Annotated in this window: 31 protein-coding genes; 9 read left to right on the top strand and 22 right to left on the bottom strand. The window is 68.9% G+C overall.

The features are described from left to right. The first annotated feature begins 3 nt into the window (after positions 1-3). Entirely contained in the window at positions 4-1434 is a 1431-nt protein-coding gene (gene trmFO / locus ACQ66R_RS22840; protein WP_430425858.1) for a methylenetetrahydrofolate--tRNA-(uracil(54)-C(5))-methyltransferase (FADH(2)-oxidizing) TrmFO, read from the top strand. A 28-nt stretch (positions 1435-1462) separates the two neighbouring features. Here the strand turns inward: trmFO and ACQ66R_RS22835 are convergent, their stop codons facing one another. From ACQ66R_RS22835 to yajC, 6 genes are all read right to left on the bottom strand, one after another. Continuing rightward, positions 1463-2110, bottom strand: a complete 648-nt coding sequence (locus tag ACQ66R_RS22835; RefSeq protein WP_430425856.1) for a squalene/phytoene synthase family protein — start codon at positions 2108-2110, stop codon at positions 1463-1465. A gap of 65 nt (positions 2111-2175) precedes the next feature. Further along, on the bottom strand, positions 2176-2781 hold the full coding sequence (locus tag ACQ66R_RS22830; protein WP_293363762.1) for a urate hydroxylase PuuD: 606 nt from the start codon (positions 2779-2781) through the stop codon (positions 2176-2178). Positions 2782-2875: 94 nt separating this feature from the next. Next, entirely contained in the window at positions 2876-3235 is a 360-nt protein-coding gene (locus ACQ66R_RS22825) for an Mth938-like domain-containing protein (RefSeq protein WP_430425854.1), read from the bottom strand. A 3-nt stretch (positions 3236-3238) separates the two neighbouring features. Next, the gene (gene secF / locus ACQ66R_RS22820) at positions 3239-4216 is read right to left on the bottom strand and encodes a protein translocase subunit SecF (protein WP_430425852.1); all 978 of its coding nucleotides are present in this window, start codon (positions 4214-4216) and stop codon (positions 3239-3241) included. Then, positions 4213-5829, bottom strand: coding sequence for a protein translocase subunit SecD (gene secD / locus ACQ66R_RS22815; RefSeq protein WP_430425850.1), 1617 nt, complete (start codon positions 5827-5829; stop codon positions 4213-4215). The genes secF and secD overlap by 4 nt, the downstream gene beginning before the upstream one ends. 12 nt (positions 5830-5841) lie before the next feature. Next, the gene (yajC, locus tag ACQ66R_RS22810) at positions 5842-6189 is read right to left on the bottom strand and encodes a preprotein translocase subunit YajC (protein WP_430425848.1); all 348 of its coding nucleotides are present in this window, start codon (positions 6187-6189) and stop codon (positions 5842-5844) included. Positions 6190-6310: 121 nt separating this feature from the next. Here yajC and ACQ66R_RS22805 point away from each other — a divergent pair, with 121 nt between their 5' ends. Next, positions 6311-7144 carry an ATP-binding protein gene (locus tag ACQ66R_RS22805; RefSeq protein ID WP_430425846.1) on the top strand — a complete coding sequence of 278 codons (834 nt, stop codon included), beginning with the start codon at positions 6311-6313 and terminating at the stop codon, positions 7142-7144. Between the two features lie 64 nt (positions 7145-7208). Here the strand turns inward: ACQ66R_RS22805 and ACQ66R_RS22800 are convergent, their stop codons facing one another. After that, positions 7209-7418, bottom strand: coding sequence for a cold-shock protein (locus ACQ66R_RS22800; RefSeq protein WP_293363756.1), 210 nt, complete (start codon positions 7416-7418; stop codon positions 7209-7211). A 290-nt stretch (positions 7419-7708) separates the two neighbouring features. On the opposite strand from ACQ66R_RS22800, the gene ACQ66R_RS22795 reads away from it, so the two are divergent. Both ACQ66R_RS22795 and ACQ66R_RS22790 read left to right on the top strand, forming a co-directional pair. Continuing rightward, positions 7709-7918, top strand: a complete 210-nt coding sequence (locus ACQ66R_RS22795; RefSeq protein WP_430425844.1) for a hypothetical protein — start codon at positions 7709-7711, stop codon at positions 7916-7918. 4 nt (positions 7919-7922) lie between these two features. After that, complete coding sequence (locus ACQ66R_RS22790; RefSeq protein ID WP_430425842.1) at positions 7923-8180, top strand: hypothetical protein; 258 nt, start codon at positions 7923-7925, stop codon at positions 8178-8180. On the opposite strand, the gene ACQ66R_RS22785 is transcribed toward ACQ66R_RS22790, so the two are convergent. From ACQ66R_RS22785 to ACQ66R_RS22725, 13 genes are all read right to left on the bottom strand, one after another. Beyond that, a complete protein-coding gene (locus ACQ66R_RS22785; protein WP_430425840.1) occupies positions 8177-9886 on the bottom strand; it encodes a LysM peptidoglycan-binding domain-containing protein in 1710 nt (569 codons plus the stop codon). The genes ACQ66R_RS22790 and ACQ66R_RS22785 overlap by 4 nt on opposite strands. A gap of 108 nt (positions 9887-9994) precedes the next feature. Beyond that, entirely contained in the window at positions 9995-10651 is a 657-nt protein-coding gene (locus ACQ66R_RS22780) for a protein-L-isoaspartate(D-aspartate) O-methyltransferase (protein WP_430425838.1), read from the bottom strand. A 1-nt stretch (position 10652) separates the two neighbouring features. Beyond that, positions 10653-11426: a 5'/3'-nucleotidase SurE gene (surE, locus tag ACQ66R_RS22775; protein WP_430426391.1), complete on the bottom strand. Its 774-nt coding sequence runs from the start codon at positions 11424-11426 to the stop codon at positions 10653-10655. 145 nt (positions 11427-11571) lie between these two features. Next, complete coding sequence (gene serS / locus ACQ66R_RS22770) at positions 11572-12852, bottom strand: serine--tRNA ligase (protein WP_430425836.1); 1281 nt, start codon at positions 12850-12852, stop codon at positions 11572-11574. A gap of 191 nt (positions 12853-13043) precedes the next feature. Beyond that, positions 13044-13937 (bottom strand): twin-arginine translocase subunit TatC, encoded by an 894-nt coding sequence (gene tatC / locus ACQ66R_RS22765; protein WP_430425834.1) that lies wholly within the window; start codon positions 13935-13937, stop codon positions 13044-13046. Then, the gene (tatB, locus tag ACQ66R_RS22760) at positions 13934-14488 is read right to left on the bottom strand and encodes a Sec-independent protein translocase protein TatB (RefSeq protein ID WP_430425832.1); all 555 of its coding nucleotides are present in this window, start codon (positions 14486-14488) and stop codon (positions 13934-13936) included. The genes tatC and tatB overlap by 4 nt, the downstream gene beginning before the upstream one ends. A 70-nt stretch (positions 14489-14558) precedes the next feature. Then, a complete protein-coding gene (locus ACQ66R_RS22755; protein ID WP_430425830.1) occupies positions 14559-14762 on the bottom strand; it encodes a twin-arginine translocase TatA/TatE family subunit in 204 nt (67 codons plus the stop codon). A 97-nt stretch (positions 14763-14859) separates the two neighbouring features. After that, the gene (scpB, locus tag ACQ66R_RS22750) at positions 14860-15504 is read right to left on the bottom strand and encodes an SMC-Scp complex subunit ScpB (RefSeq protein ID WP_430425828.1); all 645 of its coding nucleotides are present in this window, start codon (positions 15502-15504) and stop codon (positions 14860-14862) included. Further along, positions 15501-16310, bottom strand: a complete 810-nt coding sequence (locus tag ACQ66R_RS22745; protein ID WP_430425826.1) for a segregation and condensation protein A — start codon at positions 16308-16310, stop codon at positions 15501-15503. The genes scpB and ACQ66R_RS22745 overlap by 4 nt, the downstream gene beginning before the upstream one ends. Then, positions 16307-17332 (bottom strand): beta-N-acetylhexosaminidase, encoded by a 1026-nt coding sequence (gene nagZ, locus ACQ66R_RS22740; RefSeq protein WP_430425824.1) that lies wholly within the window; start codon positions 17330-17332, stop codon positions 16307-16309. The genes ACQ66R_RS22745 and nagZ overlap by 4 nt, the downstream gene beginning before the upstream one ends. Continuing rightward, complete coding sequence (locus ACQ66R_RS22735; protein ID WP_430425822.1) at positions 17329-18168, bottom strand: SPOR domain-containing protein; 840 nt, start codon at positions 18166-18168, stop codon at positions 17329-17331. The genes nagZ and ACQ66R_RS22735 overlap by 4 nt, the downstream gene beginning before the upstream one ends. Before the next feature lie 191 nt (positions 18169-18359). After that, positions 18360-18587 (bottom strand): hypothetical protein, encoded by a 228-nt coding sequence (locus tag ACQ66R_RS22730; protein WP_430425820.1) that lies wholly within the window; start codon positions 18585-18587, stop codon positions 18360-18362. Between the two features lie 11 nt (positions 18588-18598). Then, on the bottom strand, positions 18599-19777 hold the full coding sequence (locus ACQ66R_RS22725) for a deoxyguanosinetriphosphate triphosphohydrolase (protein ID WP_430425818.1): 1179 nt from the start codon (positions 19775-19777) through the stop codon (positions 18599-18601). Positions 19778-19861: 84 nt separating this feature from the next. Between ACQ66R_RS22725 and erpA the strand changes: the two genes are divergently transcribed. Continuing rightward, positions 19862-20194 carry an iron-sulfur cluster insertion protein ErpA gene (gene erpA, locus ACQ66R_RS22720; protein ID WP_293363740.1) on the top strand — a complete coding sequence of 111 codons (333 nt, stop codon included), beginning with the start codon at positions 19862-19864 and terminating at the stop codon, positions 20192-20194. On the opposite strand, the gene ACQ66R_RS22715 is transcribed toward erpA, so the two are convergent. Continuing rightward, on the bottom strand, positions 20191-20946 hold the full coding sequence (locus ACQ66R_RS22715; protein ID WP_430425816.1) for a hypothetical protein: 756 nt from the start codon (positions 20944-20946) through the stop codon (positions 20191-20193). The genes erpA and ACQ66R_RS22715 overlap by 4 nt on opposite strands. Positions 20947-21075: 129 nt before the next feature. Between ACQ66R_RS22715 and xth the strand changes: the two genes are divergently transcribed. Genes xth through ACQ66R_RS22695 form a run of 4 tightly spaced genes read left to right on the top strand, consistent with a single transcriptional unit; the run spans position 21076 to position 23887 of the window. After that, positions 21076-21855 carry an exodeoxyribonuclease III gene (xth, locus tag ACQ66R_RS22710; RefSeq protein WP_430425814.1) on the top strand — a complete coding sequence of 260 codons (780 nt, stop codon included), beginning with the start codon at positions 21076-21078 and terminating at the stop codon, positions 21853-21855. A 3-nt stretch (positions 21856-21858) separates the two neighbouring features. Continuing rightward, complete coding sequence (locus ACQ66R_RS22705) at positions 21859-22458, top strand: GNAT family N-acetyltransferase (RefSeq protein ID WP_430425812.1); 600 nt, start codon at positions 21859-21861, stop codon at positions 22456-22458. 31 nt (positions 22459-22489) lie between these two features. Then, the gene (locus tag ACQ66R_RS22700) at positions 22490-23170 is read left to right on the top strand and encodes a hypothetical protein (protein ID WP_430425810.1); all 681 of its coding nucleotides are present in this window, start codon (positions 22490-22492) and stop codon (positions 23168-23170) included. 27 nt (positions 23171-23197) lie between these two features. Beyond that, entirely contained in the window at positions 23198-23887 is a 690-nt protein-coding gene (locus tag ACQ66R_RS22695; RefSeq protein WP_430425808.1) for an NnrU family protein, read from the top strand. Positions 23888-23890: 3 nt separating this feature from the next. On the opposite strand, the gene ACQ66R_RS22690 is transcribed toward ACQ66R_RS22695, so the two are convergent. After that, complete coding sequence (locus ACQ66R_RS22690; protein ID WP_430425806.1) at positions 23891-24580, bottom strand: aspartate/glutamate racemase family protein; 690 nt, start codon at positions 24578-24580, stop codon at positions 23891-23893.

Here is a 24580-nt window from a genome sequence, read left to right as displayed (position 1 = left end):
CGCATGTCTCCCACCCCTACGACAACAACCCCGATCCACGTCGTCGGCGGCGGCCTGGCCGGCTCCGAGGCCGCCTGGCAGATCGCGAGCGCCGGCGTCCCCGTCGTCCTGCACGAGATGCGACCCGTCCGCGGCACCGACGCCCACCAGACCGACCACCTGGCCGAGCTGGTCTGCTCGAACTCGTTCCGCGCCGACGACTGGACCAGCAACGCCGTAGGCCTGCTGCACGCCGAGATGCGCGCGCTGAACTCGATCATCATGGCGTGCGGGGACGCCCATCAGGTGCCGGCCGGCGGCGCGCTCGCGGTCGACCGCGATGGTTTCGCCCAGGCGGTGACGGCCAGGCTGGAGGCGCATCCACTGGTCACCATCGCCCGGGAGGAGATCGCGGGCCTGCCGCCGGCCGAGTGGGACAGCGTGATCGTGGCCACCGGTCCCCTCACCTCGCCCGCCCTGGCGCAGGCGATCCTGGACCTGACCGGCGAAGGCCAGCTGGCCTTCTTCGACGCCATCGCGCCGATCGTGAACTTCGACTCGATCAACATGGACATCGCGTGGCGGCAGTCGCGCTACGACAAGGCAGGCCCCGGCGGCGACGCGGCCGCCTACATCAACTGCCCGATGACCAAGGAGCAGTACGAGGCCTTCATCGACGCGATCCTCGAAGGGCCGAAGTCAGAGTTCAAGGACTGGGAGAACGTGCCCTACTTCGACGGTTGCCTGCCGATCGAAGTGATGGCCGAGCGCGGCCGCGAGACGCTGCGTCACGGACCGATGAAGCCGGTGGGGCTGACCAATCCGCGCGACCCGCTGGTCAAGGCCCACGCCATTGTCCAGCTGCGCCAGGATAACGCGCTGGGCACGCTGTGGAACATGGTCGGCTTCCAGACCAAGCTGAAGCACGGCGCCCAGACCGACATCTTCCGGATGATCCCGGGCCTGGAAAAGGCCGTGTTCGCCCGGCTGGGCGGCCTTCACCGCAACACCTTCATCAACTCGCCGCGCCTGCTGGATACGAACCTGCGCCTCAAGGCCGATCCGCGACTGCGGTTCGCCGGCCAGGTGACGGGGGTCGAGGGCTATGTGGAGAGCGCCGCGGTGGGTCTGCTGGCCGGCCGCTTCGCCGCAGCCGAACGCCTGGGCAAGCCGATCGAGGCGCCGCCCGAGACGACGGCGCTAGGCGGCCTGGTGGGCCACATCACCGGCGGGCACCTGGAAGGCGGCCCCCGAGACGGTGGGAGGGGCAGCTTCCAGCCGATGAACATCAACTACGGCTTGCTGCCGCCGATCGCGCCGCCGAAGCGCGACGCCGAGGGAAACCGCCTGGGCTCCAAGGAGAAGACGCGGCTCAAGAAGCGGGCCATGGGCGAGCGGGCGCTGGCCGATCTGAAGAGCTGGGTCGAGAACGCCAAGGCGCTCGAGCCGGCCTGACCTTCCTTCCTTGATGGGGAGGGAGGGATCAGAGCTTCCCGCGCGCCACGGCCCAGGTCAGGCGCAGGCGCCTGCGGACTTCCGACCCGCCCGGACGCAGGGCCAGCGCCGCGTGCGCCACGGCCGGAAACGCGGCGGGACTCAGAGTGCGGGCGTCGGCTCGCGCCACCCCTGCCTGTCCCGCGACCAGCTCCGGCTCGCGGCGGCCCAACGCCCAGATCACGCCGCCAGACACCGCCTTGTCGGAGCGTGGCCCCGGATCGAGGATCTGCGCCGAGAGCCGAGCCGCCTCCCCTCCGGTCCCACGCGCCCATTCCAGCGCCTCGTCCGCCGTCATCGGCGTCGCATCCAACTCGCGGTAGCGCGCGTCGATCATCGCCTCCAGCGCCTCTCGCGGGAGGTCATGGCGCTTGATCACATCGGCCAGCGCCTGAGCGGTCGGGTGGTGACGGACGTGACGGCCTTCGTAGGCCTCGTCCAGCATCTCGCGCCACCAGGTGAGCCGGATCTCGCCCAGCAGCGGATTGCTGGCCACCTTGGGCGCACGGGCCAGTTCGTGATCGTAGGCGTAGATCGCAATGACGTCGGCGCGGCGACCCGCATCCCCGATGAACCGGCTGGAGAGCCAACGGTCGGGGTCCATGCGGCGGATCAGGTCGTCGAGGTCGTCGCTCATGCCCAAGCGTCTAACGAAAAAGGCCCGCCAATACGGCGGGCCTCTCCGTATCCTGTCTTCGTGGGTTAGGCGAAGATCGTCTGGCTCATGGTCATGGTGACCAGCATCGGCACCGACAGCAGCGTGTTGGTGCGCGAGAACAGCATCGCCTTCTTGCCGGCGGCCGCCTTGGCGTCGGCGTCGCCTTCGACGATGCCCAGGGCGATCTTCTGGGCGGGCCAGATGAACACCCAGACGTTGAAGAACATGATCGTGGCCAGCCACATGCCCAGACCGATGAAGGTGACCTGGGGATTGGCGAAGCCCTGCAGCGCGCCCAGCGTGAAGGCGTCGACCAGATAACCGCGCGAGAAGGCCAGGATGACGCCCATGATCCAGGTGGCCAGCGCCGCATAGCGGAACCAGAACAGCGCCTCGGGGGCGATGTACTTGGAGACGGCCGGCTTCAGCTCGGCGGGAATTTCCGGCATTTTCCGGATCTGGACGAAGTTGAAGTAGTAGAGCAGCCCGATCCACAGGATGCCGAAGAAGGTGTGCAGCCAGCGGAAGACGGCCTGCCAGAAGGTGGCGTCCATCGAGCCGTGGTGGACCTGGTAGCCCGCGACGATGACCAGGGCCAGCAGGAAGCTGACGATCATCGTGTTGCGGAAGTTGGCGAGTAGTCCGGCCATGTAACTTTGCCCTCGTTAATCCTGCCCTGGCCCCGAGGTATAGGGCGTTTCGTGACGGGCTGGAAGCGACGCCGCAGATGCCCCCGCGGCAGGATCAGACGGCGATCAGGGCGGCGGCCAGCCGGCGGCCCTCGGAGGTCAGCAGGTTGTAGAGCTTGGCCGCCGCGGCGGTGTCCATGAACTCGAGCCCCATGCCCGCCGCGCGCAGGCCGTCGCGGATCTCTCGCGAGGGGAGCGCATTGCGGGCCCCGGTGCCCAGCAGGACGAACTCGACATCCGCCGCGCCGGCTTCGATGACGGTCGCGAAATCGGCCAGGGTAAGATCGGCCATGGCCTTCACGCCCCAGCTGTGGGGTTCATCCCTCACGATCAGCACCGAGCCGTCATGCCTGGCCCCGGCGAGGCGGAAGCCGCCATCGCCATAGGCGTCGATCGTCGGCGCGTTGCGGGCCATGGCCTAGGGCCGGGCGTCGACCGGCTTCAGGACCTCGGCCTCGTCGCCGCGCTTGACGCCCAGCCACAGCAGGACCACGGCGGCGACGAAGAACGACGAGTAGGTGCCGACCACGATCCCGAAGATCATCGCGATCGAGAAGCCGAACAGCGACTCGCCGCCGAACGCAGCCAGCACGCCCAGGGCCATCAGTCCGGTGACGCCCGTGATCGCCGTTCGCGACAGGGTCTCGTTGATCGACAGGTCGATCACGTCGGCCAGCGGCATGCGCTTGTACTTGCGCAGGTTCTCGCGAACCCGGTCCAGCACGACCACGGTGTCGTTCACCGAGTAGCCGATGATGGTCAGGATGGCCGCCACGGTGTTCAGGGAGAACTCCATGCCGGTCACGGCGAACAGACCGAAGGTCAGCAGCACGTCGTGCAACAGGGCCGCGGCCGCGCCGACGCCGAACGTCAGCCCGAACCGGAACCAGATGTAGGTCATCATCATGCCGATGCCCAGCGCCAGCGCGAGCACGCCGTTACGGAACAGCTCGCCCGACACCTTGGGTCCGACCACCTCGGTGCGCTTGAACTGGACGTCGCCCAGAACGGCGACCAGCGCCTGCTTTGCGCCTCCGACCACCAGAGCTGGGTTCTGGCCCTCCGGGGTCTCGAAGCGGACCATCACGTCCATCGGACTGCCGAAGGCCTGCACCTGCACGTCGCCCAACTGGCGGGCGCTCAGCGTCTCGCGGATCTTAGACAGGTCGGCGGGGGTCTTGGTCGTCAACTCGAGCAGCGTGCCGCCCCGGAAGTCGACGCCGCAGTTCAGCCCGCCGCAGGGCGGGGTCAGGGGATAGAGCGTCAGGATCACGGCCGCGATCGTCGCGATCAGCGAGACCGCCCCGTAGACCTTGGCGAACCGCATGAAGCGGAAGTTGGTCTTGGACGGCAGCAGCTTGATGAGCGGCCACCAGCGAGATTCGGATTTGCTCATGCGGGCGCTCGTTCGATAGGCAGGGTCTTGGGCCGCGCGACCTTCAGCCAGAAGGCCAGCAGCACCTGAGTCACCAGCACGGCGGTGAACACCGAGGTGAACACCCCGATGGCCAGGGTCCAGGCGAAGCCCTTCACCGGACCCGCCCCCAGGCTGAACATGATCGTCGCCGCGCCCAGGTGGGTGATGTTGGCGTCGAAGATGGTCAGCATGGCGCGGTTGAAGCCGGCGTCCATGGCGGTGATCAGCGAGCGGCCATTGCGGTACTCTTCGCGCATGCGCTCGTAAATCAGCACGTTGGCGTCGACCGCCACCGCGAGGGTCAGGATCAGGCCGGCGATGCCGGGCAGCGTGAGCGTGGCCTGGGTCATGGACATGGCGCCCACGATCAGGAGACCGTTGACGATCAGCGCGATGATCGAGACGCCGCCGAACAGCCACCCGTAGGCGACGACCATGAAGATCAGCACCAGCACGAACGCGCCGATGGCCGAGATCTGGCCGGCGGCGATAGCGTCGGCCCCCAGCTCGGCGCCGACGGTGCGCTGCTCTTCCACGTTCAGCCGGGTCGGCAGGGCGCCGGCGCGCAGCACTAGCGCCAGGTCGTTGGCCGACTCCGTGGTGAAGTTGCCGCTGATCTGTCCGCTGCCGCCGGTGATCGGCTCGTTGATGACGGGCGCCGAGATGTACTTGTTGTCGAGGACGATCGCGAAACGCTTCTTCACGTTGGCCGTGGTGGCCTCGCCGAAGCGGCGAGTGCCCAGGCCGTTGAAGCGGAAGTTCACGTTCGGCTGGCCGTTCAGCTGGTCGAAGCCGGCCTGCGCGTCGGTGAGCATCTCGCCGGTGACGAGCGAGCGCCGCTCGACGACGATCGGCGGATCGCCTGCGGACCCGCCCTGGATCAGCATGCGGCCCGGCGGGATGCGCCCGGCCATGATCTCCTCGGGCGAGACGCCCTCGTCGACCAGGTGGAAGGTCAGCTTCGCGGTCTGGCCCAGGACGGCCTTCAGCCGCTCAGGATCGCTCTCGCCCGCCGCGGCCACCACGATGCGGTTCGTGCCCTGGCGCTGGATCGTGGGCTCGCGGGTGCCGAGTTCGTCGATCCGGCGGCGGATGATCTCCTGCGATTGCTCCACCGCGCGCGCGGCTTCCGCCCGGAGCGCGTCCGGCACGAAGGTCAGCCGCAGCTGCCCTCCCGGCTGGCTCTGGACGGTGATGTCCCGGCCTCCGGTCGTGCCAGCCATCGGCGCCCCGATCGAGTCCCGCAGCAGCTTGGTCGCGGCCTCGGTCTTGGTCGGATCGGTGATGCGGACGTTCACGCCGCCGTTCACCACGCCCAGGTCGCTGAACAGGATCTGTTCTTCGCGGAGGCTGGTCCGGACATCCTCGACCATGTTGGTCAGGCGCTCGACGCGCAGCGCCTCGGTGTCGACCTCAAGCAGGAGGTACGAGCCCCCCTGCAGGTCGAGACCCAGGTTCATCACTTTCTTGGGCATGAAGCCCGGCAGACTCTCCCGGACGTCCTGCGGCAGGGCGTTCGGCAGGGCGAAGAGCACCCCGAACACCAGCGACAGAACGACGAGGATGATCCTCCAGCGGGAGATGCTGACCATCGTCGGAGTTCTTTAGGCCTTGGAGTCGTTGGCGGGCGCGGGCGCGCCCTTGGCGTCGACGTTGGCGATCATCGACTTGACCACCTTGACCGTGACCCCCGTGGCGATTTCAAGGCCGACCTCGGCGTCTTCCACCCGGACGATCTTGCCCCTTACGCCGGACGAGAGCGTGACCGTGTCGCCGCGCTTCAGGGCCGCCAGCATGGCCTGATGCTGCTTCATCCGGCGCTGCTGCGGCCGGATCATCAGGAAGTAGAACAGGATCACCAGGGCGACGAGCGGAAGGAACTGCATGAGCAGCGCCTCGGGGCCTGCGGCGGCGGCGCCGGCGGCTTGGGCGTAGGCAGGGGTGGCGAACATGGCCTCTCCGAAAATGCGCGACGGGCGCCGCTCGCATATGGGCGCCCGCGAAAGTCGGCGGAAGCTATGCGCAGAGCCCTGCTTTTGCAATGGAACCAGGGCGTGTGATAGGCGCCACGGTATGGAGCGAGACGTCACACCCCTGCTGACCCGCATCGCCGAGGCGTTGGAACGGCTCGCGCCGCCTCCGCAAGCGGCCGCCGACTTCACCGGCGCGCGCCTTTTTCGGCACGATCCCGCGACCGGCGCCTTCCACCCGGCGCCCGACTACCCGTTGGAGCTGGACAGCCTAGTGGGCGTCGAACGGCAGAAGGCGCGGTTCGTCGAGAACCTGGACCGCTTCGCCCGGGGCCTGCCCAGCAACCACGCCTTGCTGTGGGGTGTTCGTGGCACGGGAAAGAGTTCGCTGGCCAAGGCGGCGTTCATGGCGGTCGCCGGTGACGCCCTGAAGCTGGTGGAGGTCGACCGCGACCAGGTCACCGCCCTGCCCGCGCTGTTCGATGAACTGCGGGCCCGACCCGAGCGCTTCGTGGTGCTTTGCGACGACCTGTCGTTCGAGGAGGGGGCGGCTGCGGCCAAGGCGCTGAAATCCGCCCTGGAGGGCGGCGTCTCAGGACCGCCCGCCAATGTGCTGTTCGTCGCCACGTCGAACCGCCGCCATTTGATGCCGCGCGCCCATCAGGAGGATCGCGGCCTCGTCGCCGCCGCCGAGGACGCCGAGGAGGAAGTCAGCGTTTCGGATCGCTTCGGCCTCTGGATCGGCTTCCCGCCGATGGACCAGGCCAACTACCTGGCGGCCGTGAACGCCTATGCCGCCCAGTTCGACCTGCAGGTCCCGGACCTGGATCGCCGGGCCCTGCAGTGGTCGCAGTTGCGCGGCGCCCGGTCAGGCCGCGTCGCCTGGCAGTTCATCCGCGACCTGGCGGGGGGACTGGGCAAGGGCCTGCCGCTCTAGCCGAGCGCGCAAAGAAAAAGGCCGGCGCACGCGCCGGCCTCGTCCTTGCGTCAGCCGTCGTGGCTCAGGCGCTTTGCAGCTGGCCCGCCGACATCTTGCCGCTGCGCTTGTCGCGCTCGAGCTCGAAGGAGACCTTCTGGCCTTCGTTCAGGCCGTTCATGCCCGCGCGCTCAACCGCCGAGATGTGCACGAACACGTCCGCGCCGCCGTCGTCGGGTTGAATAAAGCCGAAGCCCTTGGTTCCGTTGAACCACTTCACAGTACCGGTAGCCATTTTTGTTCCCTTTCCGGGTGCAAATAATTTCCGCCGCAGAGCGGCGTTCGCATCAAAATCTCGGAGAGGGTCGTGGGCATATCTGCCTAGGAAACTTCTGGAAGTTCCGTGGAGAAATTTCGCGAGCCAGTGCGATATTCGATCTCTCCAACTTACGAGATTTTGGCATCCCTCGCAAGAACATGCGGAATACGGCTCAACGAGAGGGACTCTGTGACGCTTTGACTATAGATTGGCGCGCCGCGTCGAACGCCTGCCAGGCGCTCCGCGGCAACCTGGAGCCTGACCGCATGAGAAACGCACCCGAACGCGCCGTCTTCACCGTGGTGCGCCACCCGGGCGGCTGGGCGGTCGAGTATCTGGGCGAAATCACCGACGCCAGCCCGGACAAGGAAGTGGCCAAGGCCGCCGCCAACCGCAAAGCCCGCGTCGCGCAGGACGCCGGCCAGCCCTGCCTCGTGCGCGTCGTCGGCGAGCACGGCTTCTTCAACGCGGCGTAAGGTCATGGCTCGCGAACCCGCCCGCCGCGGCCCGGCGTCCGCCCACTTCCGCAAGCAGATCGAGGCGGCCGAGGCTGACGGCGTGAAGCGCGACGACATGCTGCTACGCCTGACGCTCAGCGACGTCAGCCATCTCAAGCGCGATCGTGACCTGGCGGTCACCGACATCAGCTTCAAGGACGGCGTGATGCGCTACCTGGGTGTGCGCGTCGAACAGGGCGGCGTCACCGACAGCGCCCTCGACCTGACGTCCAAGGCTTAGCGGGGGAGCACCAGCGCCGGGTCCACGGGCCGGGCGCGTTCCTGCGGGGTCGGCGCGTAGCGGACCTCGAAGTGCAGCTGCGGCTCGGACACCCCGCCGGTGGTCCCGGCCTGGCCGATCGACTGGCCCTGGGTCACCTTCTGCTGCATCCGCACTTCGATGCGGCTCAGGTGGCCGTAGGCCGTCACCCAGCCGTCGGCGTGCTTGATCAGCACGAGATTGCCGAAGCCCGGCACCTGGTCGCCCGCATAGACCACCTCGCCCGAGGCCGCCGAACGGACGGCGTCGCCGAGGTTGGCGCGGATATTGAGGCCGTCGTTGCGCGGCCCCTGCCCTCGCCCGCCGAAGCCCGAGATCACCTGCCCCTGGATCGGCCAGACGAAGAGGCCACGGCCCATTTCGCTGATCTGGGCGTCGGACACGGGCGGCGAGGCCACGGGCGCACCGGCGACAGGCCCGGTGCGCGGGAACGGGGTCTGCCCCGGGGCGACGCCGGGCGACGGCCGATAGGGTTGGGCCGATCCGGGCGTGACTCCCGGCGACGGGCGATAAGGCTGCGGCTGGTCGGGCAGCGCGTTTTGCGTCGGTCGTGACGGAGGCTGGCGCGGCGTCGGCGTCTCGACGGTCGTGGGCGGCGCGGTGCGCGGAGCCGCCTCCGGCGTGCGTACGGTGGTCGTGATCGGGCCGCGATCGCGATAGCCAGCCGGCAGCCGCAGGCGGCGGCCCGGCGCGACGCTGGCGCCGCGGCGCAGGCCATTGGCGCTGCGCAGCTGGGCCTCGGTCACGCTGAAGCGTTGGGCGATCTCGGCGACCGTGTCGCCGCGGCCCACGACATAGCCCTTGGCCGAGGTTCCCGGGCCCCGGATCGTCTGGCCGGGCTGCAGCCGATAGGGCTTCTTCAGCTTGTTGAGGCGCGCGAGTTCGGCCACATCGCTGTCCAGCCGGTTGGCCACCCGCTCCAACGTGTCCCCCTTCTTGACCTTGTAGGCCTTGCCCGGGACGTCGATCGAGACCACCCGGCCGGTCACCTGGCGCTCGGTCGAAACCCGCTCGCCGGTGGCCTCGGACGCCGATGGCGCGCGCGGCTCGTTGCGGGGCGAGGCGGCGTTGGCCATGCGTTCGGCCAGTTCGGCGTCTTCTTCCGGGGCGTCAGCGACCTCGGGTTCATTCGCCCCGCCGGGCAGCTTCAACTTGCGACCGGGGACCAGCGATGTGCTGCGGCCCATGCCGTTGGCGGCGCGCAGGGCTTCCACCGTTGTGCCGTTGCGTTGCGCGATGGCGAACAGGGTGTCGCCGGACTTCACCGTATAGGTCCCGCCTGACGCGCCGGACTCGGACCGCGGCTTGCGGGCGGGAGCCGCCTGGGCGGCCTTGGGGTTCTTCAGTTTCTGGCCGGGCTGGAGCCGGTAGGGCTTCTTCAGTCCGTTGGCCTTGGCCACCGCCTCGATCGTGACGTTCATCCGGTCGGCGATCTCGGCCAGGGTGTCGCCCTTGCGCACCGTATAGGTCGACGACGACGCGCGGCCTTTCGCGCGGGCGGCCACGTCCTCGCCCGTCGCAGCGACCGCGCCATCGGCGGCCGGCGCAATGAGCAGCAGCGGCGCCAGCGCGGCGTCGGCCGCGGGCGCCTGGGCATGGGCCGACGCGGTCGTCAGCGCCGTTGTGGCCAGGAGGATCAGGGCCGTGCGTTCGAACAGTTGAGGCATCGCCGCTCCGGGTAGCTCACAGAATCAAGCGGGGCGTAAGGGTGAATAGTGGCCGCGTGCCGACGCCCCCGCCAACCCGCAACCCGTCGCAACGCGAACACGAAAAGGTCAGAGTTCCTTCGCCACGCCGTCCAGCAGCGGCACGAAACGCACGTCGATCAGGTCCTCCACGGTGAACCCGCCCTGCCCGTCGCCGGTGTAGCGGCGCAGAACCTGAACCGGCCCCTTCCCGATCGGCGCCACAAGAACCCCTGTCGGCTTCAGCTGCGAGAGCAGAGCCTTGGGCTCTCCTGGCGCCGCCGCCGTGACCATAATGCGGTCAAAAGGCGCCTGCTCGGGCCAACCCTCGCCGCCATCGCCGAACCGGGTGATGATGTTGGTCAGGGCCAGCGTCTTGAAGCGGCTCTCGGCCTCCTTCATCAGCGTCCGGTACCGCTCGACCGTGTAGACCAGCCGGGCCAACTTCGAGAGGATCGTCGTCTGGTAGCCGCTGCCGGTGCCGATCTCGAGCACCCGGTCGCGCCGGTCGATCTTCAGCGCCTGGGTCATCAGGCCCACCACGAACGGCTGGCTGATGGTCTGGCCACAGGCGATGGGCAGGGCCGAATCCTCGAACGCGCGGTCCTTGAACAGGTCCTGGGTGAACAGCGGCCGAGGCGTCGTCTCAATGGCCGTCAGCACCTTGGGCTCGGTCACGCCCTGGCTGCGGAGCGCCAGGATCAGGCGCGCCATCTGGGTTTCGGGATTGTCGTCAGGATCCGCCATCTCAGACTTTCGGCGGGACGCCACCCAGCTTGCCCTTCAGGTCGTGGACCGTGGCGGCATGGGTGAGGTCGATGTGGAGCGGAGTCACCGAGATGCGGCCTTCGTACAGCGCGCGCAGGTCTGTGCCCTCGGCCGGGTTGGAGCGCAACGGCTGGAAGCCCACCCAGTAGTACTCGCGGCCGCGCAGGTCGGTCCGCTTCTCGTTGTGGCGGATCTGGAAGTCACGGAAGCCCTGCCGGGTGACCTCGACTTCCTTGATGTTCTCGATGGGCCCGTTCGGGAAGTTGACGTTCAGGACCACGTCCTTGGGCCAGCCCAGCTCGAACAGCTTCTTGATGATGCCGGGGCCGAACGTCTCCGACGCCTCGAAGCTGGTCCCCTCCTCATAGAAGCCCATCTGCGACAGCGCGATCGACGGCACGCCCAGGGCCATGCCCTCGATCGCGCCGGCCACCGTGCCCGACATGGTCACGTCCTCGGCAAGGTTGGCGCCGCGGTTCACACCCGACAACACCAGGTCCGGCCTCGGTCCCGGGATCAGATCGTTGACGCCCAGCATCACACAATCGGTGGGGGTGCCGGTGGTGGCGAAACGGCGCTCGGAAAGTTGCCGCACGCGGATCGGGTCAGCCAGCGTCAGCGCCCGACTGGCGCCCGACTGCTCGTACTCCGGCGCGACCACCCAGACGTCGTCCGACAGCTGCGCTGCGATCCGCTCCAGCGCCTCCAGGCCGTCAGCGTGGATGCCGTCGTCGTTGGTGAGGAGGATGCGCATCATCCCTCCCCTTTATTGGAAGGGATAGGCCGCGGAAGCGGCCAGGGTGGGGAAGTGTGGGCCCGAGTGCTGAAGACCGGGAGGATCGTGACTTCCCCACCCGTCTCGCTTCGCTCGCCACCCTCCCCATGAAGGGGAGGGATACTCATGACTCACCCCCGATGTGCATCAGCCCCGGCAGATACCGGTGCAGCGCCTGCGGAATGGCGATCCGACCGCCCTCGTCCTGGTAGTTCTCCATGATCGCCACCAGGGTGCGCCCGACGGCCAGACCCGAGCCGTTCAGCGTGTGGACGAAGCGGGTGCCCTTCTCGCCGGCCTTCTTCGCGCGCGCATCCATACGTCGGGCCTGGAAATCACCACAGTTCGAGCACGAACTGATCTCGCGGTACTTGCCCTGGCTGGGCAGCCAGACCTCGAGGTCGTAGGTCTTACGCGCGCCGAAGCCCATGTCGCCCGTGCAGAGCAGCATGGTGCGGAACGGCAGCTCCAGGCGCTTCAGCACCGCCTCGGCGCAGCCCACCATCCGCTCATGTTCTTCCTCGGATTTCTCCGGGGCCACGATCGAGACCAGCTCCACCTTGTTGAACTGGTGCTGGCGGATCATCCCGCGCGTATCGCGGCCCGAGGCGCCGGCCTCGGAGCGGAAGCAGGGCGTCAGCGCGGTGAAGCGCAGCGGCAGTTCCTCCTCGGCCACGATCTGGTCCATGACCAGGCTGGTCAGCGGCACCTCGGCGGTCGGGATCAGCCAGCGGCCGTCCGTGGTCTGGAACAGGTCCTCGGCGAACTTGGGCAGCTTGTCGGTGCCGTAAGCGGCCGCGTCGTTGACCAGCAGCGGCGGCGCCACCTCCAGGTAGCCGTGCTCCTGCGTCTGCAGGTCCAGCATGAACTGGCCAATGGCGCGTTCCAGCCGCGCCAGCTGGCCCTTCAGGACCGTGAAGCGCGCGCCCGACATCCGGGTGGCGGCCTCAAAGTCCAGCAGGCCCAGGCTTTCGCCCAGATCCACGTGGTCCTTGGGGTTCGAGATCGCGAAGGGTTCGCCCCAGCGGCGGACCTCGACGTTGTCGTGCTCGTCGGCGCCGACCGGCACGTCGGGGAACGGGATATTGGGCAGCGAGGCGAGGATGCCGCGCAGTTCCTCAGCCGTAACGCGCTCGGTCTCGGCGTGCTCGGCCTGGCCGGCCTTCAGCGCCTCGACCTGAGCCATGAGGGCCTGAGCCTCGGCCTCGTTCTTCTGGGCCTTGGCCTGGCCGATCTTCTTCGAGGCCTCGTTGCGCTCGGCCTGGGCCGCCTGCCCCGCCGTCTGGGCGGCGCGCAGCGTGGCGTCCAGCGCCAGGATCTCGGCCACCTTCCCGGACGAGCCCTTCACCGCCCAGGCTTTCTCGTAAAGCTCGGGGGTTTCGCGAATGGCTCGGATGTCGTGCATGGGCGCCGCTGGGGATGAGGGAAGCGGTTTCTCTAGAGCGCGTCGAAGGACCGGCCAAGCCCTTCCCTCCCTTGATGGGGAGGGACAGGCCGCGCCAGCGACCAGGGTGAGGCAGTTGGGGCCAGAACTCAGCGGGTGGGGAGGATCGACGCTCCCTCACCCTGGCGGCTCTCGCCGCCTGTCCCTCCCCATCAAGGGAGGGAAGCGACGTCCGTCCCGGCGGCTTCGTCTTCCTTCTTTCGGCGCATCTCGATGAGCTTCACGCAGCCGATTGAGATGAAGTAAAGCAGGATGATGGGGGTCGCGAGCAGCAGCTGGCTGATCGGGTCGGGCGGCGTCACAATGGCGGCCACCACCACGACGGCGAACACGGCGTAGCGCCAGCCCTTCCAGAGCATCGCTGAGTTCACGATGCCGGCCAGGCCCAGCAGGGTCAGCACGACCGGCAGCTGGAAGCAGAGACCGAAGGCGAGCAGCAGCGTGGTGACCAGCGTCAGGTAGTCCGACACCTTCGGCAGCAGCTGCACCGCAATGCCCTCGGTCATGATCTGCTGGCTCAGCGAGAACCACAGCACGAACGGAAGGATGATGTAGTAGACCAGCGCAGCGCCCATCGAGAACAGCACGGGCGCCGCCACCAGGAACGGCAGGAACGCGTGGCGTTCGCGCTTGTAGAGGCCCGGCGCCACGAAGGCGTAGACCTGCCAGGCCAGCACCGGGAAGGTGAGGATCACGGCGCCGAAGCCGGCGAGCTTCAGCTTGGTGAAGAAGAACTCCAGCGGCGCGGTGAACATCAGTTCCAGCGTGCCCGTAGCCGCCGGGGCCGCCTTGAGCCCGATGAGGACGAACAGCAGATCGAAGGGACCCGCGCCGCCATGGCCCTTTCCGGTCGCCGCATACATCTGCGCGGCCATTTTGAAGGGGTGCAACAGCACCGTGTAGATCTGCTGCGAGAATGTGAAGCAGATCGCGAAGCCCAGGATGATCGCGGCCACGCAGATGATCAGCCGCTTCCGCAGCTCGATCAGGTGGTCCAGCAGCGGGGCGCGCGAGGCCTCGATTTCGGAGTCGTCGTAGTCGCTCACGCGCCGCCCTCGACGGTCTTGGGCGCCCGCTTGCGCCGGGGGGCTTCAACGGTCGGCGGTGCGACCTTGGCCTTGGCGACGCGCTTGGGCTTCGGGGCGGGCGGGGTCTCGGCCACTCCGGCCTCGGCGACGGTGGCCGCCTTCTTCGCCCGCGGCGTCTTCGGCTTCGGCTCAGGCGCCGGCGCCTCGGAGATCTCCAGCGGCGGCGCGGTCGAGGTGTCGTACTGGTAGCTCATGGGCGGGTGCAACTGGACGCCCACGTCGGCCATCGACTGCTCGATCTCGCTGACGGTGGAACTCATGTCGGCGCCGAAGTCGGTGCTGCCGAACTGGCCGCGCCGCATGGCTTCGACTTCCTTGCGCAGGTCGTCCAGTTCGGACTGCCGGGCCATTTCGTCAAAGCTGGCGCGGAACTCGTTGGCCATGCCGCGCAGCTTGGCCATGTACTGGCCCATCCGCCGCATCATCACCGGCAGGTCCTTCGGGCCGATCACGACCAGCGCGACGATCGCGATGACGAGCCATTCCAGTCCGCCGATTTCGGGAAGCATCAGGGACGCCTAATGAGAAGCGCCGGCCGCGGCAAGGCAGCCGGCGCAATTACCTTTGCCGCACGGCCGATCAGGCGCGCGTGCTGTCCTTCTCGTCGGCCGGAAGAGTCTTCTTGGCCTCTTCCGTGCCTTCGTCGCCCTTCAGGCCGTCGCGGAACGCGCGAATGCCCTTGGCCGTGTCGCCCATCAGGCTGGAGATCTTGCCCCGGCCGCCGAACAAGACCGCGGCGACGACGACGATGAGAGCGATATGCCAAATGCTGAGGGCGCCCATGCGCTGAACTCTCCTTGGACCCCACCCCAACGGCGCGGGTCCGTAATCTCAGGGGCTATATAGTCGTTCCGTGGCCGGCAAGCCAACGTCCCTCCCATCAGGGAACGGAATCCTCGCTCAGAAAATCGACATGGAATTCCGGCGCGTCGGCGTCCAGCGGGTCCTCGTCGGTGATCGGGGCGTCGGGATTGGGCACCACGAAGTCGGGTGGCAGGTCCAGCGACAGGAGGCCCGCCGCCTTCATCTCCGCCATTCCGGGCAAGTCGCCCAGCGTCGCGAGCCCGTAATGCTCAAGGAAGGCGTCCGTCGTGCCGTAGGTGACGGGACGGCCCGGCGTGCGGCGGCGGCCCCGCATCCGCACCAGACCCAGCTCCAGCAGGACATCCAGCGTGCCCTTGCTGGCCTGGACCCCGCGCACCGCTTCGATCTCGGCGCGGGTCACGGGCTGATGGTAGGCGATGATTGCCAGGGTTTCCTGGGCAGCCTTCGAGAGCCGGCGTGGCTCCTCGCGCTCCTCGGTCATCAGCCAGGCCAGATCCTCGGCGGTCTGGAAGCGCCAGCCGCCCGCCACGTTGGCCAGCACGACTCCGTGGCCCTCATACCGTCGCGCCAGCAGGGCCAGCGCGCCCACGACGTCCGCGCCCTCTGTCAGACGCTTGGCTAGGTCGGCCTCGGTCAGCGGCCCGGCGGCCGCGAACAGCAACGCCTCGATCTCGCGGGCAGTCTCCAGGGCGTCGCTCAAGCCGTCGCCTCCCCCTTCTTGGCGCGCAGGTAGATGTCGGCGAAGGCCTCGATCTGCCGGGCCTCGAGCGCGCCCTCCTTCACCAGCTCCAGGCTGGCCGACAACGTCGAGGCCACATACGACGCGCGGGTCGGCCCGGCCGTCGGCGTGCCCATCGGGGCGACGCCCGTCAACGGCGTCCAGCGGTCCAGGTCGGGCAGCAGGCGGCGCAGGCGGTCGCGCGCGTCTTCCAGCGGGTAAGCTTGCGGGACGGCGGGCTTGTAGCTGCGCTGCGCCTCCTTCTGGCGCTGGCCGATGTAGGCGCTCATCAGGCCGTAGAGGTCGCCCTCGATCCGCCCCGACGGGACGATGCGGATGGCCTCGGGGTCGCCCCGCCCGAATACGTCGCGGCCCAGCTGCGGCGCCGTGCGCAGGCGTTCGGCGGCGTCGCGCATGGCCTCCAGCTTGGCGAGGCGGAAGGCCAGCCGTGCGGCCATCTCCTCGGCGGGCGCCTCCTCGGCCTTGGGCTGCTCGGGCTTGGGTAGCAGCAGGCGCGACTTCAGGTAGGCCAACCACGCCGCCATCACGAGGTAGTCGGCCGCCAAGCTGAAGCGGCGACGCCGCGCCTCCTGCACGAAGACCAGGTACTGCTCGGCCAGCCTGGTGATCGACAGCTTCAGCAGGTCGACCTTCTGGGTGCGGGCCAGCGCCAGCAACACGTGCAGAGGGCCTTCGTAGCCCTCGACGTCGATGATCAGCGCCTCGCCGTCCTCGGCGGCGGTGGCCGCGGCCGCGAAGTCGAGGGATGGCTGGAATCCGCCGCTCATGCCGCGAACCTTCCCTCAAACGCGGAGTCGAAGCGAGCGCGGCCTGCCGCCGCATCGAAGGGCTCCACAGCTTTCGGCCGCCGCGCCAGCGCCGCCTCCGCCCGCCGGGCCGCTCGGCCGCGCAACCGCCCTGCCCCGTCGGCCACGGCAGACATCTCGGCCAGATTACCGTTGCAGTGCAGGACCACGTCGCAGCCAGCGGCCCGCGCATCGGCCGCGCGTTCGCGCAAGCCGCCCTGCAGCGCCTTCATCGACAGGTCGTCGGTCATCACCAGTCCGTTGAAGCCGATCGCGCCACGCACTGCGGTCCGGATGACACTGCGCGAGGTCGTGGCCGGGCGCTTGCGGTCGATGGCTGCGTAGACGACGTGGGCGGTCATCGCCATCGGCATGTCCGACAGGGCCCGGAACGGCGCGAAGTCGCGCCCGTCCAACTCGTCCCACCCGGCCGCGACCACTGGCAGCTCGAGGTGGCTGTCGGCCTGTGCGCGGCCATGCCCGGGGATATGCTTGATCACCGGCAGCACGCCGCCGGCCAGCAGGCCCTCTGCGATGGCGCGGCCCAGGAGCGCCACCTCGTCGGGGGTGTCGCCATAGGCCCGATCGCCGATCACCTGGTGCGCGCCGGGCGCCGGGACGTCCAGGACGGGAAGGCAGTCGACGTTGATCCCAACGGCGGCCAGGTCGTGCGCCAGAAGCCGCCCACCCAGGCGTGCGATCTCTCGGCGGAACAGGGGATCGGCGGCCTTCAGCGTGCCGTAGGCGCGGCCGGACGGATAGCGCCCCCAATGCGGCGGCCCCAGGCGCTGCACGCGGCCGCCCTCCTGGTCGATCAGGATGGGGGCGTCAGCCCGCCCCACCGTCTCGCGCAGCGACGCAGTCAACGCCCGCACCTGTTCAGGGGTCTCGACGTTGCGCGCGAAGAGGATGAAGCCCCACGGCCGCGCCTCGGCGAAGAACGCCCGCTCCGGCGCGGTCAGGACAGGTCCCGAACAGCCCAGGATGCAGGCGCCGGCGCTCACCGGACGAAGCAGCTCTTCCCGGCGGCCTGGAGCCTGGCGCAGAACGCCTGCGCGTCGCCGCGAGAGGCGAAGCCGGTGACGAACGTGCGGTACAGCGTGCCGCCCTCGATCTTCTCTACGGCCTTGCCCTTGCCCGCGCCGAGGCCGGGCGCGGCGGCCACGGCGTCGCTCCAGGCCTTGTCGGCCAGCGCGGTGGACGAGACGGCCCCCACCTGCACGCGCGCACCGCCGGCAGACGCGACGGCCTTGGGTTCAGGCGCCTTCTTCTCCGGCGGCGGCGGCGCGGCCTTCGGGGGTGGCGCAGGCGCGACAGCGACCTTCGGCGCCGGCGGCGCGGCGGCCTTCGCCGGCGCCGCGGCCGGGATGGCGGGTTTCAGCGCCGCCTGGGTCGCGGCCGGCGGCGGCGCGACCTTGGCGGGCGCGGCCTGCACGGGCGGAGCCTGGGTCACCACGATCGGCGTCGTCGGACGCGCCTGCGGCGTTTCGGGCGGCGGGGTGAACTTGGGTTCGGCCGGCAGGGTCTGCAGCTGGCCCGCGGTCTCGTCCGAGCGGTAGATCTGGAGGCCCGCGGCGGGGTCTTGCGGCTGGGCGTCGGCCTTGGCGGCTTCCTTGATGCCGGCCACCGGGGCGCCCACCGTCTGCGGCGCCTCGCCCGCCTGACGCACGCCCGACTGGTAGAACCACAGGATCGCCGCCACCAGCGCCGCAAGCACCAGAACCGACAGGATCAACGTCAGCGGGATCGGCCGGGCGCCGCGCACGGGCTGGCGCGGATCGAAGCTCAGCGGAGCGTCGGCGTGCGGCGGCGTATAGGCGCCGCGCTCATGGTCGGACATCGCGAAGGCTCCGAGGCGAATCAAGTGCGCAGAGTGGTGAGCTTATTCCCTCCCTTGATGGGGAGGGACAGGCCGCGAAGCGGCCAGGGTGAGGAAGTGTGGATAAGGCGATGGGGCAGGAGTATGGCCCCCACGCCATCACCCTGCTCCCTTCCAGCGAGCAGTCCCTGCCCATCAAGGGAGGGAAGGGATTATCGCCGCCCCAATTCCTCGATCTCGCTGGTGTCCATGCCGTAGCGATGAAAAAGGGCCCGGAACTCGCGCTGCTCGTCCGTCGAGACCTTCCCCGGCCGCAGCTGGATATGCAGGTTCTGGCCGCGGGTCTGCACGCCGTTCACCGCCCGGATACGCTTCAGCCAGCCGGCGAACGCCGCCTCGTCGCCCGGCGAGTGGTACATCGGCGCCCTGACGATCAGCATGTCCAAGGCGGTCAGTTCCAGACGTCGAGGTGGAACAGCTTCTTGTGTTCCTCGATGGCGAAGCGGTCGGTCATGCCGGCGATGTAGTCGCAGACCACCCGCGCCCGCCCGGCCTCGTCGCGATGCTGGGCGCGGGCGAACCATTCGGCCGGCAGCACGTCGGGCTCGGCCATGAACAACTGGAACATCTCGGCCAGGATGCGGCGCGCCTGGCTGCGGGTGCGGTTGACCTTCCAGTGCCGGTACATCCGCTCCATCAGGAAGCGGCGCAGGACCGCCAGGTCCTCGACCATGTCGCGCGAGAACGACACCAGGGCGTGGCCCAGCATGCGGACGTCCTCGGCCGTGCCCACCTGGCCGGCCTCGGCGCGGCGACGGGTTTCGGCCATCACGTCGTCGACCATGGCCCCGATCATCCGGCGCACGGCCTCCAGCCGCACGATGCCGGGTTCACAGGCGGGATAGTCGGCCCAGGTGCTGCGAATGTGCGGCCCGATCAGCGGCACCTCGGCCAGCTCATCCAGGTTGAACAGGCCGGCCAAGACGCCGTCGTCGACGTCGTGATTGTTGTAGGCGATGTCGTCCGACAGAGCCGCGACCTGAGCCTCGGCCGACGCCCAGGTGTCGAGGCGGAGGCCATACTGCCCATCGAACTCCGAGATCGCGCTCCAGGACGGCTTGCTCAGCTGGTCGATCACCGGCCCGTTGTGCTTGATCACACCTTCCAGGGTCTCCCAGGTCAGGTTCAGGCCGTCGAACCGGGGATAGCGCCGCTCCAGCTTGGTCACGACCCGGAACGTCTGCACGTTGTGGTCGAAGCCGCCATAGCCCTGCATCTGGACCTGCAGCTCGTCCTCGCCGGCGTGGCCGAAGGGCGGATGGCCCAGGTCGTGCGCCAGGGCGATGGTCTCGGCGAGGTCGGCGTCAAGGCCCAAGGCGGTGGCCAGCGAACGTGCGATCTGCGCCACCTCCAGGCTGTGGGTCAGGCGCGTACGGAAGTGGTCGCCCTCGTGCGCCACGAAGACCTGGGTCTTTTCCTTCAGCCTCCGGAAAGCCGTCGAATGGATGATGCGGTCGCGGTCGCGGGCGAAGTCGGTTCGGGTCCGGCTCGCCGCTTCCGGGACCTTGCGGCCCCGCGACTGCCCGGGCTGTTCAGCGTAGACGACACGAGGAGGGAGCGTTGAGGTCATCAAACCGTTCTGAGCGCATGGCCTCTTGGTCGAAGCCGCTTGCGCCCTCATATAGTCCAGGGCAGTCGTTCGTCTAACGGAAGCATGAACACCATCGACGTCACCCTCTCGCCGGCCGCGGCGAAGCGCATCCAGGCCATCGGCGCCACCGAGGGTCGGCCCGTCATGCTGCGCGTGGCGGTGGAGGGCGGCGGCTGCTCTGGCTTCCAGTACCAGTTCGACCTGGTGGACGAAGCGCAACCGGATGACCTCAAGGTCGAGCGCGACGGCGCGGCCGCCTTGGTGGACGTCATCTCGCTGGCCCTGCTGAAGGGGTCGGAGATCGACTTCGTGGACGAACTCGCCGGCGCCGAGTTCCGGATCCGCAATCCCAACGCCAAGTCCAGCTGCGGCTGCGGCGTCAGCTTCTCGATCTAGGGTTTCGGCGGCGCGGCCGGTCCGGGCGCCTTGAGCGGCGCTGCTTCCGTGATCTTCATATCCTTGGGCGGCGCGAACAGTGCCGGCCGGTCAGGCAGATCGCTACGGAACTCGTCGTAGCGCATCATGAACACGCCCTTGCCCGCCCGGGAGTACGCCACCAGCAAGGGCGCTTGCCGCCGCTCGGTCAACAGCATGCTCAGCATGTGCTCGCCCACCGTCAGCTGATGGACCGTGGCCTTCCCCTCGCCCCAGGGAACCACCTGACGCGGCGTGTCGGCGCCGTTGCGCCGCAGGAAGTCGAGCTCGCAGCCGAACTCCAGTGAGCGGAACTGTGGCGGCGTCTCGGCCGTCATCGGAAGCACCGGCGCGCGGACGACGAACTCCGGCCCCGGATCGACCTGATGCTGACCCGTCCGAGTCGCGAGATTGACCATCCAGATGTCGGGTTCGGCGACGATCACCACCGGCTGGCCACGCGTGGGATCGGGGCTCTCCTCGCTGCGCATGTACAGAGCGCCTTGGCGATACAGCGTTCGCGGCTGCGCGGCCGGCGCGGCCGCAGCCAGTCCTGGCGAGATGTTGCGCACGACCATGCGGGTCAGCTTTTCAGGCGCGCAGAGCGGCTCTCCTGACGGCGTGGTCGAAGGCGGAGCCAGTTGAGGCAGATCCAGCTGCGGCGGCGGAACAGGCTGGGCCCAGGCCGGGACGGCCAGCAGCGCTGCAAATGCGATGACGCCGGCTGTACGCATGGCTCCTCCTGGCGCACAGGCGGCCACGGCAGGGCAGCAAGGTCAAGCCAGGGCGCCGTGCGTCGGCAAACCCGGCATTGAGCAACGCAGCCCTCGCCACTAGCTTCACGCCCGAAACGGGAGCCCTGGATGCGTATCGCCACCTGGAACGTCAACTCTGTGAACGCGCGGCTGGAGACCGTCGTGCGGTGGTTCGAGGAGGCCAATCCCGACGTCGCCTGTCTGCAGGAGATCAAGTGCATCGACGAGAAGTTCCCGACCGAAGCCTTTGAACGACTTGGCTATAATGTCGCGGTGCATGGCCAGAAAACCTACAACGGCGTGGCCCTGCTCTCCAAGTCGCCGCTGGAGGACGTCCGTCGCGGCCTGCCCGGCGACGACGGCGACGAACAGGCCCGCTACGTCGAGGCTGTCGTCTCGGGCCCCGAGCCGGTTCGGGTGGCCTCGATCTACTTGCCCAACGGCAATCCGGTGAGCACCGTGAAGTTCGGCTACAAGCTGGCCTGGATGGAGCGGCTCAGCGCCCATGCCCGCGACCTGCTGGTCCTCGAAGAGCCCTTCTGCCTGATGGGCGACTACAACGTCATTCCCGAGCCGCGCGACGCGGCCCACCCTGAGAACTGGACCGACGACGCCCTCTTCCAGCCGCAGACCCGCGGCGCGTTCCGGGCGCTGAAGAACCTGGGCCTGACCGAGGCCTATCTGCAGGCCGACGGCGCCCCCGGCGCCTTCACCTTCTGGGACTACCAGGCCGGCGCCTGGCAGCGGAACAACGGAATCCGGATCGACCACGCCCTTCTCTCGCCCCAGGCGGCCGACAAGCTCACGGGGGTGGCGATCCACAAACACGTACGCGGTTGGGACAAGCCGTCCGACCACGTGCCCCTCATGGTCGAACTGGATCTCTAGCCCATGCTGTCCGAAGGCTTTCACGACGTGCCCGCGGGCGCGGCCGCCGCGATCGTGACCTCGCTGGAGATGTTCGAGCGCCCGACGCCCCGACCCGAGGTGGAGAACCCGGGTTGGACCCTTAAGCGGATGCCCAGCCCCACGATCGAGGACTACCGCGCGCTCTATACGGCGGTGGGCCGCGACTGGCTGTGGTTCATGCGCCTGCGGATGCCCGACGCCGAGTTGGCGGCGCTGCTGGCCGACCCGGCGGTCGAGGTCTACCGGCTGGAGGCGCCTGGCGGAGAGCTCGGCATCCTGGAGCTCGACTTCCTGGAGCCGGAGACCTGCGAGCTGGCCTTCTTCGGGGTCACCAAGGGGCTGGTGGGCGGTGGGGCGGCGCGCTGGCTGATGAACCGGGCGATCGAGATGGCCTGGTCGCGCCCCATCAAGCGGTTCTGGGTGCACACCTGCACCTTCGACCACCCCAACGCGCCACAGTTCTACATGCGCTCGGGCTTCAAGCCGTTCCGGCGCGAGGTGGAGATCATCGAGGACCCGCGGCTGGCCGGCCTCACGCCTATGGATTCGGCGCCGCACATCCCGGTCATCCGCCCGGCTTAGGCGACTCACAGATCGAGCGTAACGTCGGTCCATGGACGAGATCGCGAGGCTGCTGACCTTGCTCGCGCTGGCCGGCGGCGCGATCTCGCTGCTGGGCGCGGCGGTGGTCTGGTTCATGGAGGAAGGCCGGCGCATCCGGCGCACCCTGACCCAAGCCCTGGGCGCCCTGCCCCAGCCGCTGCTGATCGCCCGCGGGCGTGGCGCGGGCATTGGCTTCGACCTGGCCCAATCCAAGGTCTGCATCACCTGGGATCGCGGCGCCTGGCGGCTGGACTACGGCCTGCAGGAACTGCTGGGCGTGGAGCTGATCGTCGATCGACAGGTGGCGGCCCGGGCGTTCCGCGGCGAGCCGCGCCGCGCCCTAGACCAGCTGGCCCAGCCGCAGGAGCGCGTGCGGCTGCGGTTCGTGTTCGATGACCCCAACCTCCCGGATTTCGAACTCGACCTCTGGCGGCCGGAGGACGCCGGGCGCCGCGGCCGTTTCGAGCCTGACGAGGCCCTGACGGAGGCCAACCGCTGGATGGCGCGCATGGAGTCGGTTCTGCGGCGGCCGGTCACGCCGCGTGTCACCGCCGCGGCGCCCGTTCAGGCTCCCGCCCCGATGCCGCCCCGTGCCGCGCCGGCGGCTCCGATCGCCGCGCCGGTCGGCCCCCTCTTCGACGACCTCGACGATGACGCGATTGAAGACGATCCCGAAGATGCTATAAATTGACGACGTAAATCATAAATTGAAGGCCCCATGTCGAACCTGATCGCCGCCGCCGCCTTCTTCGTCCTCCTGCATCTGCTGGTCTCGGGCACCCGCCTCCGCGACGCACTCACCGGCCGGATCGGCCAGGGCGCCTACATGGGCCTTTTCTCGCTGGCTTCGGTGGCCGGCCTGACATGGCTGGGCTTCGCCTTCGCCCAGGCGCGCGGTGAGCAAGCGACCGCCTTCTGGACCGTGGGCGACGCCTCGCGCCACGTGCAGGTGGTCCTGCAGTTGCTCGCCATGCTGCTGATCGTGCCGGGACTCACCACCCCCAACCCCACCAGCGTGCGCCAGGAGGGCGTGCTGGAGCGGCCCGATGCGGTGAAGGGCATGGTGCGGATCACGCGACACCCGTTCCTGTGGGGCGTCGCCGTCTGGGCGTTCGGCCATCTGGTGGTGAACGGCGAGCCCGCGGCCCTGGTGATGTTCGGCGCGATGCTGGCGCTGGCGCTGTTCGGGACCGTCAGCATCGACGCCAAGCGTCGCCGCGCCCTGGGCCCCGTCTACGACACCTTCACCAACCAGACCTCAAACGTGCCGTTCGCCGCGATCCTCGCGGGCCGCCAGACGCTGAACCTGGCCGAGATCGGGGCCTGGCGGATCCTGGCCGCGGTGGCGGTCTGGGCGGCTCTGGCGCTCGCCCATCCCTACCTGTTCGGGGTGGCCGCCCTGCCCTGACGGTCAGGCCAGCGCAAAGTCCACGGCGGCCTCGCAGTGGACCAGCGCGGTGTCGACCACCGGCACGCCGATATCCTCGGGCTTCAGCAGCAGGCCCACCTCGGTGCAGCCGAAGATGACTCCGTCGGCGCCGGCGGCCAGGCCGCGCTCGACCATCATCATGCCTGCCGCCGTCGAGGTGGGCTTCACGACGCCCTGGCACAGCTCGTCGTAGATGATCGTCTGCAGGCGGTCGCGGTCGGCCTGCTCGGGGACCAGGGGATCGAGGCCGGCGGCGATCAGCCGATCCGTGTAGAACGCCTTTTCCATCGTGAAGCGCGTGGCCAGCAGCAGCGGCCGCTTCACGCCCTTTGCTTTCAGCGCCGCCGCCGTGGCGTCGCCGATATGCAGGAACGGTACGCCGACCGCCGCGCGGATCGCGTCGGCGTTCAGGTGCATGGTGTTGGTGGCCAGGATAATCGCCTCGGCCCCCGCCCCTTCCAGCCGCCGCGCAGCCTCGGCCAGCAGCGCCCCGGTGACCGCCCAGTCGTCCCGCGCCTGCAACGCGGCGATGGGCGCGAAGTCCACCGAGCGGATCAGCAGCTCGGCCGAGTGCAGCCCGCCCAGGCGCTCGCGCACCAGCCGGTTCAGTTCGCGGTAGTAGAGCGCGGTGGACTCCGCGCTCATCCCGCCCAGGACGCCGAGCGTCTTCAC

It is taken from the genome of Phenylobacterium sp. (assembly GCF_965284355.1).
GTDB lineage: Bacteria > Pseudomonadota > Alphaproteobacteria > Caulobacterales > Caulobacteraceae > Phenylobacterium.
Note: the sequence above shows the minus strand (reverse complement) of the source record. Positions and strands in the feature narration are given on the sequence as shown.